Genomic DNA, 14,898 nt, shown 5'->3' with positions numbered 1-14,898 from the left:
CCAACTTCAAATCAAACAAATGAACGGAACAGTAATGAAAAAAACACTGTATACCGGCGCATTGTGTGCTGCTACTTTACTTTCTTCACCCTCTTTCGCAGCTGACCAAGAACTGTATTTTTACAACTGGTCTGAATATATCCCAAATGAAGTGCTAGAAGACTTCTCAAAAGAGACGGGTATTAAAGTTTATTACTCTACTTACGAGTCTAACGAAAGCATGTACGCTAAGTTAAAAACTCAAGGTACGGGTTATGACATAGTTGTTCCTTCTACTTACTTTGTTTCTAAGATGCGTAAAGAAGGTATGCTTCAAGAGCTTGATAAAACTAAGCTAAGCCACTTTGCTGATTTGGATCCAAACTACTTAGATAAGCCATTTGACCCAAGCAACAACTACTCTATCCCATACATTTGGGGTGCAACGGGCATTGGTATCAACTCAGACATGCTAGACAAATCTTCAGTGAAAAACTGGGGGGACCTGTGGGATACACAGTGGGAAGGTCAGCTGATGATGATGGACGACTCTCGTGAGGTTTTCCATATCGCACTATCTAAACTGGGTTACTCTCCAAACACAACTAACCCTGAAGAGATTAAAGAAGCTTACGAAGAGCTTCGTAAACTAATGCCTAACGTGTTGGTATTTAACTCAGATTTCCCTGCGAACCCTTACCTTGCAGGTGAAGTGTCTCTTGGTATGCTTTGGAATGGCTCTGCTTACATGGCACGCCAAGAGGGTGCAACTATTGATATCATCTGGCCAGAGAAAGGCGCTATCTTCTGGATGGACAGCCTAGCGATTCCTTCAGGTGCAAAGAACATCGAAGCGGCTCATAAAATGATCGACTTCCTTCTTCGTCCAGAGAACGCAGCTAAGATTGCTCTAGAGATCGGTTACCCGACTCCAGTGAAGACTGCTTATCCTATTCTTCCGAAAGAGTTTGCTGAAGACAAGAATATTTTCCCACCACAATCAGTGATGGATAACGGTGTATGGCAAGATGAAGTTGGTGAAGCGAGCGTTATTTATGACGAGTACTTCCAAAAACTAAAAGTAAACAACTAAACTTGTTACTGGTTAGTGATTAAAGCGGCGTAAGCCGCTTTATTTTTATCGATACTTTACATAAGATTATGTTAAAACATATAAAGTTCATTTAATATGCTGCGAACCCCATTTTAATGATTGTGACTCTGATGCTTATGGCGTCATTTTTGATGTTAGCCGTTAGCTCGTTCGTCCATATAGACTCTAATTACGACCTATTCTTGAAACCAACCCCCTCGTGATTAAGATCTATATCCACTAACTTTCTGATCTCTTATTTGCAGTCAGACATGTGTTTGCTTCTTTTTTCAGTGATAGTGTTAATTTAAGCGGTTAGCGAGCCTCACTCAACCGACAATAGCTCATTCACCAGTTTTGGTACTTCAACACTGGCTTTGCCGTAGCGCTTCTCTTCAAATTCACTCTCAACCGCACTTGGTTCAAGGTTTATCTCTATCGTGTGCGCGCCATGCATTTTAGCGTCATGTACAAAACCCGCAGCTGGATATACAACACCAGATGTGCCTATCGAAATAAACAGATCCGCTTCTTCAAGTACTGAATAGATGTCACCCATTCTTAGCGGCATTTCACCAAACCAAACAATGTGTGGACGCATTTGTGCAGGGATTTGGCAACAATGACAAAGCTCACCCGTTTCGATATCGTCTTTGTGCTCCACCACTTGATTAGATTCACTGCAACGCGCTTTCAACAATTCACCGTGCATGTGAATAATGTTGTTGCTACCGCCTCTCTCGTGCAAGTTGTCGATGTTTTGCGTAATTATAGTAACGTTGCCGTCAAATTTGTCTTCAAGCTCTCCTAGTGCCTTGTGAGCGGCATTCGGCAAGATGCTCTCGCTTTGTAAGCCGTGACGACGCTTGTTATAGAAGGCTTGTACAAGGTCTGGATCTTTTGCGAACCCTTCAGGCGTCGCGACATCTTCGATTTTATGGTTTTCCCATAGCCCGTCTTTTGCTCGGAATGTTTGGATACCCGACTCTGCAGAAATGCCGGCACCAGTAAGAATTACGATATTTCGATATGGGAAATGCATATAACGTCCTTTTCAATATGTCACTTTGTAACAGCTTAGCACTGTTCAAATTCCTACAATAGTTTTGGGGATTAGACCATAGTCTTACCCAACTGAATTCATTAACTATTTGTGACATAACTCGCTTGTCGTTTGCCTTCTTTTGTTTGCAAAACGCTCACATTGATTCTTGTAAACGCAAAAAGCCCAGTGAAACAATCACTGGGCTTTGCTTTCAACGCACTAGCGTTACAGGTTTGGTCCTGTAGACGGGGTTTGCGGTAGATTTTGACTTAAACGCTGCATACCTTGATACATACGGATAAACCAAACCACAATCGCTACACCACCGAATAACATACCTACATATGGAATGTAGTAAGCAATATCATCGATGATATGGTTTTGATACCAGTAATCGTTCACACCGATTAACACGCCGTTTGAGGTCGCTACCGTTACGATAAGAACCACAAAGAAGGTTAGGTTCAAGAAGAACGAGCGGATTAAACCATAGTAATGCGTATCAACGACTTTGCCGTCTGCGCCTTTATCCAAACGATAGACCGCGTAGATAATTGCGATCACACCAGAGATAAGGCAAGTAAATGGTGTGAAACAGCTTAGGATATAAGCAACCCAAATACCCTTATGAGGTTTGTTCATTCTTATTCACCCCTTCACTCTTCTCTGTTGCGGCATTAGCGTTTTGTTCAACACCGTTTTTCTCTTGTTCCACAACTTCGTTGTACCAAAGGTCATGGTGCTCTTTCGCCCAGGTTTCATCAACTTCACCCGTTACCATGCCTTCTAGTGCGCCTTCCATGCCGAACAGACCGATATAGATGTGAAACACGAAACCACAGATAAGGATCAGAGCAGCCAACATATGTACTAAGTTTGAAAGCTCCATATCACGGCGAGTTTGACCAAAGATTGGGAAGTCCAATACCAAACCACTGATTGCAGCGACACTACCCATAACGATAAGTAGCCAGAACAGTGCTTTTTCACCAGCATTTGAGAACTCTGCAGATGGGTGAGAACCTTTATGTTTCCCTACCATACCGCCAAGTTTCAAGAACCACTGAATATCCACTTTCTTAAAGATCGATTTACGCCACCATTTGATAAGCACTGCCATCAATAGCACGTAGAAAATCGGACCAATGTAGTTGTGGTACTGCTTTGCCAATAGAATGATAAAGCCCCATAGATCCGTTGGGATGTATGGCTTCAAGAAGTGTTTACCGTAAACCAACATCAAACCACTGAACGCCAGTGTCAGGAAGGTAAACGCCATGCTCCAGTGCAATGCACGATCCAGTCGAGACCAACGTTTGATCTTACGACCTGTTCTTGGCGCACTGAGCATCAATGGACCAATCACTACGTACATCAGAGTGACAAAAGCAATACTGCCAAAGATAGCAACGGCACCTGCTGGTGACATCCACTTCTCTTTCAAGATGTACCATGTTTGACCTGGAGTACTGATGAGTACGCCATGCTCAGGAGACTGAGATGTAGTGTAACCTGATTGTCCATCTCTAACTTGTCGCCAGTAATCCGCACCAGCAAGTTGAACCACTTCTCTTTCAGCTGAGCTTGCCTGAGTTTGTGATGAGTTCGTCTCAGATGCATGACTCATAGGAGAAAGCATTGTTAGTGCTGCCAACATTGGCAGCATAACAAGGAAGAGACGCTTAAATATTGTAAGCATATGTCTCCCCTACTTAGCTCTTAGTTGCGTCGTAAGACAGGTCATTACCGTCTGTCCATCCCGCGCCTTTCGCACCACGTTCAACAACACGTTGACGGAAAACATCAGAAACTTTCTCTGCGTCGCCCGCAAGCAGTGCTTTGGTAGAACATAGTGAAGCACACATTGGAAGCTTACCTTCAGCAATACGGTTCGCACCGTACTTCTGACGCTCTTCTACTGAACCTGGTTCTGTTTCAGGGCCGCCAGCACAGAAGGTACATTTGTCCATTTTGCCACGCTCACCAAATGCTTCCTGTTTAGGGAATTGAGGTGCGCCAAACGGACAAGCAAACAAGCAGTAACCACAACCGATACAAAGATCCTTGTTGTGAAGCACGATGCCGTCTTCTGTATGTTCAAAACAGTCTGCTGGACACACTGCCATACACGGTGCATCAGTACAGTGCATACACGCTACTGAGATTGAGTTTTCACCCGGTTCGCCATCGTTTAATGTCACCACGCGACGACGTTGAATACCCCATTCCAGAGCATCATCATTTTCATTCTTACATGCAGTGACACAACCGTTACATTCGATACAACGCTTGGTGTCACAAAGAAATTTCATTCTAGCCATTTTAAGACTCCTTACGCTTTACGAATATTACAAAGGGTTACTTTCGTTTCCTGCATCAAGGTGACAGGGTCATAACCATAGGTGGTTGCTGTGTTAGCAGCTTCACCAATAACGTAAGGGTCAGTGCCTTCTGGGTACTTAGAACGCAAATCTTCACCTTGGAACTTACCACCGAAGTGGAATGGGATGAACGCCAAACCAGGTTTAACACGACGTGTTACCATCGCTTTCACCTTAATACGGCCCTTCTCTGCACCTTCAACCCAAACATCATCACCGTCTTTGAAGCCGATGTCGTTTGCGTCTTTCGGGTTCACTTCAACGAACATTTCTTGTTGAAGTTCAGCTAGCCATGGGTTTGAACGAGTCTCTTCACCACCACCTTCGTACTCAACCAGACGACCAGAGGTCAGGATAATCGGGTATTCGCCAGATTTGTCTTGCTCTTGAATCGACTTGTAAAGCGTAGGAACACGGAAGATAACTTCTTTGTCATCCCATGTTGGATAATCAGCAACTAGGTCACGACGTGGCGTGTAAAGCGGCTCACGGTGCAGTGGTACACGGTCTGGGAATGTCCAAACAATCGCACGTGCTTTCGCATTTCCAAATGGGATACAACCGTGTTTAATTGCCACACGTTGGATACCACCTGAAACGTCAGTCTTCCAGTTTTTGCCTTCAGCAGACGCTTTCTCTTCTGCAGTTAGATCATCCCACCAACCCAGTTGTTTCAGTAGTTTGTCGCTGAACTCTGGGTAACCGTCTTTGATCTCACAGCCTTTCGAGTAGCTGTCTTCAGCCAGTAGGCTTTGACCTTCAAACTCAACACCGAAACGAGTACGGAAGTTACCACCACCTTCAGCAACCGTCTTAGACGTATCGTAAAGGATGTGTGTACCAGGGTGTTTCATCTCCGGTGTGCCCCAACATGGCCAAGGTAGACCGTAAGTCTCGCCATTTGCTGGACCGCCTTCTGCTTCTAGAGACGTTTTGTCGAACGTATGCCAGTTCTGTTGGTGCTCCTTCAAACGCTCAGGGCTTTGACCTGTGTAGCCAATCGTCCACATACCTTTATTGAATTCTCGTGTAATGTCTTCAATGAGAGGTTGGTTGTTCTCAACACGAATGTTCTTGAACAGCTGATCAGAGAAACCAAGCTTCTTAGAAAGCAAGTACATGATTTCGTGGTCAGGTTTAGATTCGAACAGAGGCTCAACGACTTTGTCACGCCATTGAAGAGAACGGTTTGACGCCGTTACACTGCCGTGGGTTTCAAATTGAGTCGTTGCTGGTAGCAGGTAAACGCCGTCGGTACGATCGTTCATTACCGCTGCAACCGTTGGGTATGGGTCAACAATAACCATCATATCCAGCTTCTGCATCGTCTTCTTCATCTCTGGACCACGAGTCTGAGAGTTTACCGCGTGACCCCAGTAGAACATCGCGCGGATGTTTTCGCGTTGACGAATCTTGTCTTTGTCTTCAAGTACGCCATCAACCCAACGAGATACAGGAATACCTGCACTATTCATTGGTTTTTGACCACCGTATGCGTTGTCGTCGAAACGGCCTTTCACCCAGTCAAAGTCGATATCCCAAACTTTTGACCAGTGACGCCAAGAACCTTCAGACAAGCCGTAGTAGCCCGGAAGAGTGTCAGAAAGTACGCCAAGGTCAGTTGCGCCCTGTACGTTATCGTGACCACGGAAGATGTTTGCACCGCCGCCTGATTTACCTATGTTACCTAGCGCAAGTTCAAGTACACAGTAAGCACGTGTGTTGTTGTTACCAGTCGTGTGCTGAGTACCACCCATACACCAAACGATACAACCCGGACGGTTTTCAGAAAGTAGTTTCGCTGTGTGGTATACGTCTTTTTCACTAACACCAGTTACACGTTCAACTTCTGCTGGGGTCCATTTCGCCACTTCTTCACGGATCTCTTTCATTCCGAATACACGTTGTTTAATGAACTCTTTGTCTTCCCATTGGTTTGCAAAGACGTGCCATAACACACCCCAGATAAACGCAACGTCAGAACCTGGACGAAGAGAAACGTAGTGATCTGATTTCGCAGCAGTACGCGTACGACGAGGATCCGCAACAACGATCTTACAGTTGTTCTTCTCTTTCGCGATCAAGATGTGTTGCATCGCTACTGGGTGAGCTTCTGCAGGGTTTGAACCAATGAACAGCATCGATTTACAGTTGTGCATGTCATTGAACGAGTTTGTCATTGCACCGTAACCCCAAGTGTTTGCAACACCGGCTACTGTGGTTGAGTGACAAATACGCGCTTGGTGGTCAACGTTGTTCGTGCCCCAAAGCGACGCCATCTTACGGAATGCGTAAGCTTGCTCGTTACTGTGTTTCGCACTACCTAGGAAGTAAACTGAATCAGGGCCAGACTCTTTACGAAGTTCTAGCGCTTTGTTACCGATCTCTTCAATCGCTTGTTCCCAAGAAAGCTTTTTCCACTTACCGCCTTCTAATTTCATTGGGTACTTAAGACGACGCTCACCGTGGCCGTGCTCACGAAGTGCTGCACCTTTCGCACAGTGTCCACCAGCGTTAAATGGGTGATCGAATGCAGGCTCTTGACCTGTCCAAACACCGTTTTGAACTTCAGCGTAGATACCACAGCCCACAGAACAGTGAGAACAAATAGTACGTTTCACTTCTGTTTTCGCTTCTGGATCGACTGCTTTAGCCTGTGCTTTCTTCATCATGGCTGGTGCAAATAGACTTGCACCAACGACCGCACCACCAGCAGCTAATGAAGTATTTTTCATGAAGGCACGTCGAGACACACCGAGCTGATTGGTTTCTTTGCTCACACTATCGGAGCGTTTGACAAGTTTCATCCGTTACCTCCTAAAGTGTGTCGTAGTAATCGCGAATGTGTTGCGTTTCACGATAGCCAGTCTTCTTCACATCTTCTTTCGAAATTTCAATGGTTTCTGAAGCGGTTGCCACTTTAGTTGTACCAGCAACAACGGCACCAGCAACGGCTGCAGTCGTCAAGCCTTTGAGTAGATCCCTACGGCTTGTATTTATATCTTTATTATCTTTCATCATTGCTTCCTTACCTTACGGTAGATCTTTTTTTGGAGGTTTAATGCCCCTCTATCGATATAATCGCGTACTGCTCGATTACTCGTAATCAGTGACGTTTTTCACATCAATCTTTAATTTGTGCTTACTGCTTTTTGTATTCACGCTAAAACGCACTTGTTCTAACGTTAAGAATGCTTCACATAGCTGAGCGGCTGATTTGTAGAAGTTCGCGCTTTCTGCCCCTGCAAGCTGACGTATGAAAGAGTTAAACCAAGGGCCAAGGTGCTTATTGAATACCGCTTGTTGCAGTGCTTCTTCCTCAGCCGTTAGCATCGCCATCACTTCACATAGCGCCGCGATGTGATCTTCTGGCTCTTTCACTTGATCATCACGCTCAATGCCTAAAAGCTCTAAATCATGACGAATATCAGCCAATGGCTTCTCCATCATGGCGCCAGTGCGATGCCAAGAACCAAATGGAACGACCTCTCCGCGACCAATGCCGATGAAAAGATCTTGATATTCATCTTCTAGTGCTTCTCGATTTGATTCTGTTGCCGCTTTTTGAATAGCAACCCAAGCTTTCTGCATTGCGCTTTCAGATGCTTCAATGTCTAGCGTTTTTAGAAAGTCGATCACCTCTTCAGAAGGTGCGCAACGAAATAGTGCAGATAGAACCAAGTAGATCTCAGTTCTTAGTGTCTGTTCTTGTGCCTGATCCAAATTCGTTTCCAAGGCTAACTCCTAGTATTTCAATTGTTTCAATGGGTCTTGAGCCATTGAATCGAACATATCCACCACACGGCAGTCTTCACACATAGCAATACGATTAATCGCCGCTTCATCTGAAAAGTGAGAGTGACCGCGTAACTTGTTCTGTAGCATGTCGATCATAGACTGAGGTGCGAATGGTTTGTGGCAACGTACACATTCCGCTGCTTTCTCTTCATGAATCACAACCGCTTTCTGACGTTCTTCTTTCACCCAGTTCATTCGAGGCGTAAGAGTTAGAACATTTTCAGGACATGCCTTTTCACACAGGCCACATTGAATACAGTCTTGTTCTACAAATTTAAGAGATGGAGAAGCTCCGTCGGTATGAAGTGCACGTGTTGGACATACAGCCACACAACTCATACATAACGTACAATCTTTGCTATCACACGAAACGTTTCCGTAAGGAGCGTTTGACGGAAGCTCAACAATATTCTCAACAGGAATACGAGCTGAAGACATCGCATCAAGTGCTGTGAATAGACGTTGACGCTTATTGCCTTGAAGATCGCCAAGTGCAAGGTCAAACGAATCCACACACAGTGTTGGAGGACCTTCACGTAGAGATTCTAAGTACAAAATATCGATGGTTGCTTTCGGAATACCGATTTGGTCTAGTAGTTCTTGAGCAATCCCTACTTCGTTATTCAGAACACGAATGATCGTTTCTGGCATAAAGCGAGATGCCGCAAACAGAACTTGAGTCGCACCATTAACCAATGCTGCAAACCAAGTATCGATACCAATAGATGGCAGCTCTTCGACAACAATAGGAATCACGTTGTCCGGTAGCGCTTTAAGTGCCATCGCGTTGTAGGTTTCATGACGTGAGCTACAGATAAGTACAATTGGATCCAAACCGCCCGCTTGCTCGTAGTTAGCGAGCGTACGTTCAATGAATTTTTGAGTATCATCAGGGTTAGGCAATGCGTAAGAGATAGCTTCTGTCGGACAGCTCGTTGCACAAGTACCTACGCCTTGGCATAGGTAAGGGTTGATCTCAATCTTGTGACCCGTCTTATCAGAGCCTTCACTTGAGAGTGCACCAGCAGGACAAGCATCAACACAACGCTCACAACCTTTCACACCACGAGAACTGTGTGCACATAGGTCTGTGTCCAAACGGAAGAACTTAGGCTTGTCAAACGTGCCCATTAACGTAGGAATTTCTTCTAGCGCTTCAGCCAGTTTTGGATAACCGCGCCCTACCGGGTAATAACCAGGAACAGGCACTTCTTCTGTCATGCAGCTATTCAGACATAAATCCAAAACCACATCAAAACAGTCATGATTGATTGCTACTTTCGCAAGGTTATTGGTTAGGCCTTTGTTTTCGATTAGAACTTCGAACGTACCAAGGAATCCAGAAACCTGAACAGTATTTGCGTAGTAAAGCTCTGACTCAGCATTGGTCGCTTTGGCACCGTCTGTTGAAAGTAGTGTCAGGCTTGTTAACTGAGGCAATTGAGCCGCAGCACTTTCAATGATCGCAGTTGGACCAATAATTAGTGTATTACCACCACTTTCATAACTGACTGTCGGTGGAATTAGGTTTGTTAACTCAACGGTATTCTCAAACGCATACAGCCTCGCTTTTGCGTTATTTGAAGTTGCTTGTTCTAATAATTGTTTAAGCATTGCTCAGTTCCATTTTTGGATATGGATAATCTGTTCAATCTTGATTGTAGGTAGCGTTAGAGCACTTGCTGAGTAATCAGTTAACAACTGATGGCCTCGTTAACTATTCATTCACTCGTCAAGTTTACGCGAGTTATCTACAAAAAAGTCGATAACGGACTAGTATTAGCAAGTGCCGTGCCAATTTAATAATTCAATATTTTCAATGGATTAGGTTGAAACTAAATCGATATTTATAATAAAAAAACCGCTTGGGACATTTTGTCGCAAGCGGTTCATTGAGTGTTTAGTCAAAATGTACCTATTCTTTGTGTGGTATATTTTGTCTCACCTCTTTTGGGTCTTTTTCGATAGCGTCGGTGTCGAAATTATCTGATACTATGTTTTTATACAGTTCTTTTTCTTGTCCCGTAATTTCGTCACTTATAACAAGATCTGATTCCGCTTCTTCAGCGTTATTAATTGAAGCTTCTTCTTGATTTTCAGTAACTTGCTCTTGTTCGCTTGGGGTTTCTTCTTCTACCTTCTCTTTTACCCAATCACGTAAGCTTTCAGCGACACCTTCAGAAAGTGACTTAAGATTACTGTAATCGTCATCGTAATCGTCTAAGCCATCACGCACGTTAAACTCTTCTGAGAGAAAGAATTTACGTAATGCGGCTTTTTTTACGCTTTCTGATGCTTCTGATACCAATAATTGAGCCATAGATAGCTCTTCAGTAGTCTCTGATGCCGACTCTTTAGTGTCAGCAGACTCTTCTAAAGCGTCAGTTGGCTCGATAGAAGTTGGGTCATTTGGTGCGAGTTCTTCAGCTGAGCTGAGTGTTTGAGAAGCTGGCTCAGAAGAAGTAAACGAAGTTTCCTCAACAGGCTGTTCAGCTTCGAGCGCTTTGTCAGTCGATTCATCGAGCTTTCGTTGAGACCAACGGCTAAAAAAGTTAGTTGCCATTAGAACGACCTGCCCCTTTACGCTTCTTGCGTCTTGCTTCTAATAATTCACCATGACGACCGATAAAGGCTTCCATCCACGCTTGTACAGGTAAAGGCATGTTGTAAGACAATACTTGGTTATCTCCGTCCATGTACTGGCCTGCGACTGTTTGTGACGCCGTCAGTAATTGAATAATAGGTTTACCGGAGTCAACATTATCCATAACTAAGAATAGCTTAGGTTGCTGAGAGCTTAGATTGAAGCGGTAGTCGGTACGTTCGTCTTTGTGTAACTGGAGCAAACATACGTCTGGGGTTTCATTTTCAGGTAATAATTCAAAACCGATGAGTTCCCATTGAGTCGTTACCCAAATACCAGTTTTGATCTCTTTCTCTATTCTTTGGACACCTATTGGCCAAGCTGATATTGTTTTTTCGTAGTGTTCTTGGAATTCTTTTATCTCAGACATACTGCACCCAATTGATTTTCTTTATTCTGATCATACGTAGGACATTTTGTACTTCGTATAATCATATACCCTCTACAAAGCAATAAACACGCCAATACAGCTTGAGTCTTACCGTATCTGTGTTGCGTCTGTCGCTAATTTACCTTTATAACGTTAGTCGATTGCGCTGGTTTGAGACAGTTAGTCTCCGTGAACTCTCATATTTTGCGCTATTTTAATCTAATGCTTCATGTTTTAACGAATCCCCGTTATTTTGGAATAAGATTTGCAAACGCTCTTCGCCATGCTGTCGTATGGTTATTCATTGAAGCGTGAACGATAATGACACATACAAACTAACGCATTGAGTAACGAGAGCTATGCTGCTCTTGTTAACGCCTATCTCATAAAATCGCTATCTCATTAAGTAGGACGTGACTGTGGTAAAACCAAACATAATAAAAACCAGTGAAAACCCACTTCAGACCATCGAAGTTGAAGTGTTTGACGAATATGGTGAGAAGCTAACAAAACAAATCGCTTGTGAGCGCCCTTTTACGGTAATGCTGAACTGGAAAGAGATCGTCACTTTGATGACATTGGGCTCTCGCCCGGAAGCGTTAGTCTTAGGTTATTTGAAAAACCAAAGCTTCCTTTCTGATCCAGAAGCCGTTGAATCTATCATTATTGATTGGGAAACCAGCTCTGCAGCGGTCATCACTAAAGAAGACACAAGCCAACTTGAGCAAGCATTGAAGAAGAAGACGGTGACGTCTGGCTGTGGTCAAGGCACCATGTACGGCAATGTGATTAAGCAGTTGGAAGATTACCAAGTGCCTCAAACCAAGATTAAGCAATCTGAGATCTATACTGCTCTGGAAGCCCTGACCCACTATAACGACACCTATAAGAAAGCGGGTGCGGTTCACGGTTGTGCGGTGTGCAAAGATGACCAAGTGTTGTCGTTTGTGGAAGATGTAGGTCGTCACAATGCCGTTGATACCCTTGCGGGTGAGATGTGGCTCAACAAAGAAGATGGCGCAGACAAGATCTTCTACACCACAGGTCGCCTTACCTCTGAAATGGTCATCAAAGTGGCGCAGATGGGTATTCCTGTTCTCCTATCACGTTCTGGCGTGACCCAAATGGGTTTAGATTTAGCGCAGAAGTTCGGTATCACTACTATTGCTCGAGCTAAAGGCTTACGTTTCCAAGTCTTTACAGGTGCAGACAAGATAGATTTCAACGTCAAAGGCGCGCAGTAAGCGTAAAGTTAACCCCTGCTTAGTGAAATCTTATAGGTGCCGTATCAACTGCACCTTTTTTATATCATTAAGTTTCCATTCCAATTCGTCCCCGATACAGGTTCCACGCTTCAGACCATCTAAACCTACATGTATCATGTATTAAATTAGCTTTTCCTAAAGCAAACATTGATTTTAAAGGTCAATAACTCATTGGATTTGTATTCATACATTTAATGAGCTTACTTCCAAGTTGGAGAGATGTTTGACCTTAACAGTCAGATAGCGACTGCGTCTGAAGAACAATCCATGGTATCTGCGGAGATCGACCGAAACATCAGTGACATTGTTCATCTAGCAAGTAACACACATAGCGTGGTATCAGGTTCTGTACGTTATAGTGAACAGGTATCGAGCGTGAGTGTGAAATTAGAGAAGATTGTGGCTCAGTTTAAATGTTGTGGACTATCACCACCTCTGAATAAACTGTAGGTAATAAAAAACGCCCTTATCGTTTTCTACTGATAAGGGCGTTTCAATTCTATAAGGACATTTTTCGTTATATTTAAACTATCGGTTTTTACAAACAGCGGTTGTCCGAAACACTAGTCTAAATTAGCCACGTGCTTTTAGGAATTCAGCGTAAGTACCACGGAAATCGTTGATCTTGCCATCTTTGATTTCAAGGATACGTGTAGCTAGAGAGTCTACGAATACACGGTCGTGAGATACGAAGAACAATGTGCCTTTGTAGTTCTCAAGAGCCAAGTTAAGCGCTTCGATAGATTCCATATCCATGTGGTTAGTCGGTTCATCCATAAGTAGGATATTTGGCTTGTGCATCATGATCTTACCAAGAAGCATACGACCTTGCTCACCACCAGAAATTACCTTAACTGATTTCTTGATGTCGTCTTGACCAAATAGCATACGACCTAGAAAGCCACGAACAACCTGCTCGTCTTCACCTTCTTGGCGCCATTGGCTCATCCAATCGAACAGGTTCATGTCTTCTTCGAAATCATGAGCATGGTCTTGAGCGTAGTAGCCGATGTTTGCGTTTTCAGACCACTTGTACTCACCAGTACGAGCTTCAAGTTCGCCAGCTAGTGTGTTCAGTAGTGTTGTTTTACCCACACCGTTCTCACCAATGATTGCAACGCGCTCACCTACTTCGAAGATGGCATCGAACTTGTTAAATAGGTCTTCTTCAAAGCCTTGAGATAGGTTTTCAACCACAAGTGCGTTACGGAATAGCTCTTTAGACTGTTCAAAACGGATGAATGGGTTTTGACGGCTAGAAGCTTTTACTTCTTCAAGCTGAATCTTATCGATTTGCTTAGCTCGAGACGTTGCTTGCTTCGCTTTAGATGCGTTAGCAGAGAAACGAGAAACGAACGTTTGAAGTTCAGCAATTTGTGCTTTCTTCTTAGCATTGTCAGACAGTAGACGTTCACGCGCTTGAGTTGCTGCCGTCATGTACTCATCGTAGTTACCTGGGAAAAGGCGAAGTTCACCGTAGTCTAGGTCAGCCATGTGTGTACATACAGAGTTTAGGAAGTGACGGTCGTGCGAAATGATGATCATTGTGCAGTTGCGTTGGTTTAGTGTCTCTTCCAACCAGCGGATTGTATCCATGTCCAGGTTGTTCGTTGGTTCGTCTAGAAGCATGATGTGCGGGTCTGCGAATAGAACTTGCGCCAGAAGCACACGAAGTTTCCAACCAGGTGCTACTTCGCTCATTAGACCGAAGTGTTGTGATTCTTCAATACCAACAGCGAGAAGAAGCTCACCCGCTTTCGCTTCAGCCATGTAACCGTCCATTTCAGCAAACTGAACTTCAAGGTCAGCTACTTTCATGCCGTCTTCTTCGCTCATTTCTGGCAAAGAGTAAATGCGGTCACGCTCTTGCTTGATTGCCCATAGCTCTTTGTGACCCATGATAACCGTGTCGATTACCGTGAATTCTTCGTAAGCAAATTGGTCTTGGTTTAGCTTAGCTACGCGCTCGTTTGGATCGTAGCTTACGTTGCCAGAAGTCGACTCTAGTTCACCAGATAGGATCTTCATGAACGTCGATTTACCACAGCCATTCGCGCCGATTAAACCGTAACGGTTACCTTCGCCGAACTTAACTGAAATATTTTCGAAAAGTGGCTTAGCGCCGAATTGTTGGGTGATATTTGCTGTGGAGATCAATGCCTTTACCTTTTTAATGTGAAAAACGCCGCAACGTTACTTGTTCAGGGCTTTAACTGCAAGTATTGATTGCAATTACTCGCTAATAACTGAGCGATAATTCAGCTAAATCATAGTTTGAGGTAACTCACATTTTTTGATTTCTATTTATGTAGTGATAAATAAA

Annotated in this window: 14 protein-coding genes; 3 read left to right on the top strand and 11 right to left on the bottom strand. The window is 44.0% G+C overall.

Annotated elements, in window-relative coordinates; translation table 11 throughout:
* Positions 1-34 precede the first annotated feature (34 nt).
* Complete coding sequence (locus tag ACTRWI_RS11405) at positions 35-1,072, top strand: extracellular solute-binding protein (protein ID WP_499131446.1); 1,038 nt, start codon at positions 35-37, stop codon at positions 1,070-1,072.
* A gap of 325 nt (positions 1,073-1,397) precedes the next feature.
* Here the strand turns inward: ACTRWI_RS11405 and cobB are convergent, their stop codons facing one another.
* From cobB to ACTRWI_RS11355, 10 genes are all read right to left on the bottom strand, one after another.
* Positions 1,398-2,114, bottom strand: a complete 717-nt coding sequence (gene cobB, locus ACTRWI_RS11400) for a Sir2 family NAD+-dependent deacetylase (RefSeq protein ID WP_499131444.1) — start codon at positions 2,112-2,114, stop codon at positions 1,398-1,400.
* A gap of 228 nt (positions 2,115-2,342) precedes the next feature.
* Positions 2,343-2,759 carry a hypothetical protein gene (locus tag ACTRWI_RS11395; RefSeq protein WP_499131442.1) on the bottom strand — a complete coding sequence of 139 codons (417 nt, stop codon included), beginning with the start codon at positions 2,757-2,759 and terminating at the stop codon, positions 2,343-2,345.
* Positions 2,743-3,816: a formate dehydrogenase subunit gamma gene (locus ACTRWI_RS11390; protein ID WP_499131441.1), complete on the bottom strand. Its 1,074-nt coding sequence runs from the start codon at positions 3,814-3,816 to the stop codon at positions 2,743-2,745. The genes ACTRWI_RS11395 and ACTRWI_RS11390 overlap by 17 nt, the downstream gene beginning before the upstream one ends.
* Positions 3,817-3,829: 13 nt before the next feature.
* Positions 3,830-4,438 carry a formate dehydrogenase FDH3 subunit beta gene (fdh3B, locus tag ACTRWI_RS11385; protein WP_004742271.1) on the bottom strand — a complete coding sequence of 203 codons (609 nt, stop codon included), beginning with the start codon at positions 4,436-4,438 and terminating at the stop codon, positions 3,830-3,832.
* An 11-nt stretch (positions 4,439-4,449) separates the two neighbouring features.
* A complete protein-coding gene (locus ACTRWI_RS11380) occupies positions 4,450-7,305 on the bottom strand; it encodes a formate dehydrogenase subunit alpha (protein ID WP_499131437.1) in 2,856 nt (951 codons plus the stop codon).
* A 10-nt stretch (positions 7,306-7,315) separates the two neighbouring features.
* Positions 7,316-7,516, bottom strand: a complete 201-nt coding sequence (locus ACTRWI_RS11375; protein WP_499131435.1) for a twin-arginine translocation signal domain-containing protein — start codon at positions 7,514-7,516, stop codon at positions 7,316-7,318.
* A gap of 78 nt (positions 7,517-7,594) precedes the next feature.
* On the bottom strand, positions 7,595-8,233 hold the full coding sequence (locus ACTRWI_RS11370) for a TorD/DmsD family molecular chaperone (RefSeq protein WP_499131432.1): 639 nt from the start codon (positions 8,231-8,233) through the stop codon (positions 7,595-7,597).
* Positions 8,234-8,242: 9 nt separating this feature from the next.
* On the bottom strand, positions 8,243-9,910 hold the full coding sequence (locus ACTRWI_RS11365; protein WP_499131430.1) for a 4Fe-4S dicluster domain-containing protein: 1,668 nt from the start codon (positions 9,908-9,910) through the stop codon (positions 8,243-8,245).
* Positions 9,911-10,211: 301 nt separating this feature from the next.
* Positions 10,212-10,859: a DUF3306 domain-containing protein gene (locus tag ACTRWI_RS11360; protein ID WP_499131428.1), complete on the bottom strand. Its 648-nt coding sequence runs from the start codon at positions 10,857-10,859 to the stop codon at positions 10,212-10,214.
* A complete protein-coding gene (locus ACTRWI_RS11355) occupies positions 10,849-11,310 on the bottom strand; it encodes a DUF3305 domain-containing protein (protein WP_499131424.1) in 462 nt (153 codons plus the stop codon). The genes ACTRWI_RS11360 and ACTRWI_RS11355 overlap by 11 nt, the downstream gene beginning before the upstream one ends.
* 413 nt (positions 11,311-11,723) lie before the next feature.
* Between ACTRWI_RS11355 and ACTRWI_RS11350 the strand changes: the two genes are divergently transcribed.
* Together ACTRWI_RS11350 and ACTRWI_RS11345 are read left to right on the top strand one after the other, a co-directional pair.
* Entirely contained in the window at positions 11,724-12,554 is an 831-nt protein-coding gene (locus tag ACTRWI_RS11350) for a formate dehydrogenase accessory sulfurtransferase FdhD (RefSeq protein ID WP_499131422.1), read from the top strand.
* A gap of 240 nt (positions 12,555-12,794) precedes the next feature.
* Positions 12,795-13,025: a hypothetical protein gene (locus tag ACTRWI_RS11345; RefSeq protein ID WP_499131420.1), complete on the top strand. Its 231-nt coding sequence runs from the start codon at positions 12,795-12,797 to the stop codon at positions 13,023-13,025.
* A 123-nt stretch (positions 13,026-13,148) separates the two neighbouring features.
* Here the strand turns inward: ACTRWI_RS11345 and ACTRWI_RS11340 are convergent, their stop codons facing one another.
* On the bottom strand, positions 13,149-14,732 hold the full coding sequence (locus tag ACTRWI_RS11340; RefSeq protein ID WP_499131418.1) for an ABC-F family ATPase: 1,584 nt from the start codon (positions 14,730-14,732) through the stop codon (positions 13,149-13,151).
* Between the last annotated feature and the right edge of the window lie 166 nt (positions 14,733-14,898).

It is taken from the genome of Pseudoalteromonas sp. G5_S1_14_S5, assembly GCF_054968605.1.
This window is presented reverse-complemented; position numbering and strand designations above follow the sequence as displayed.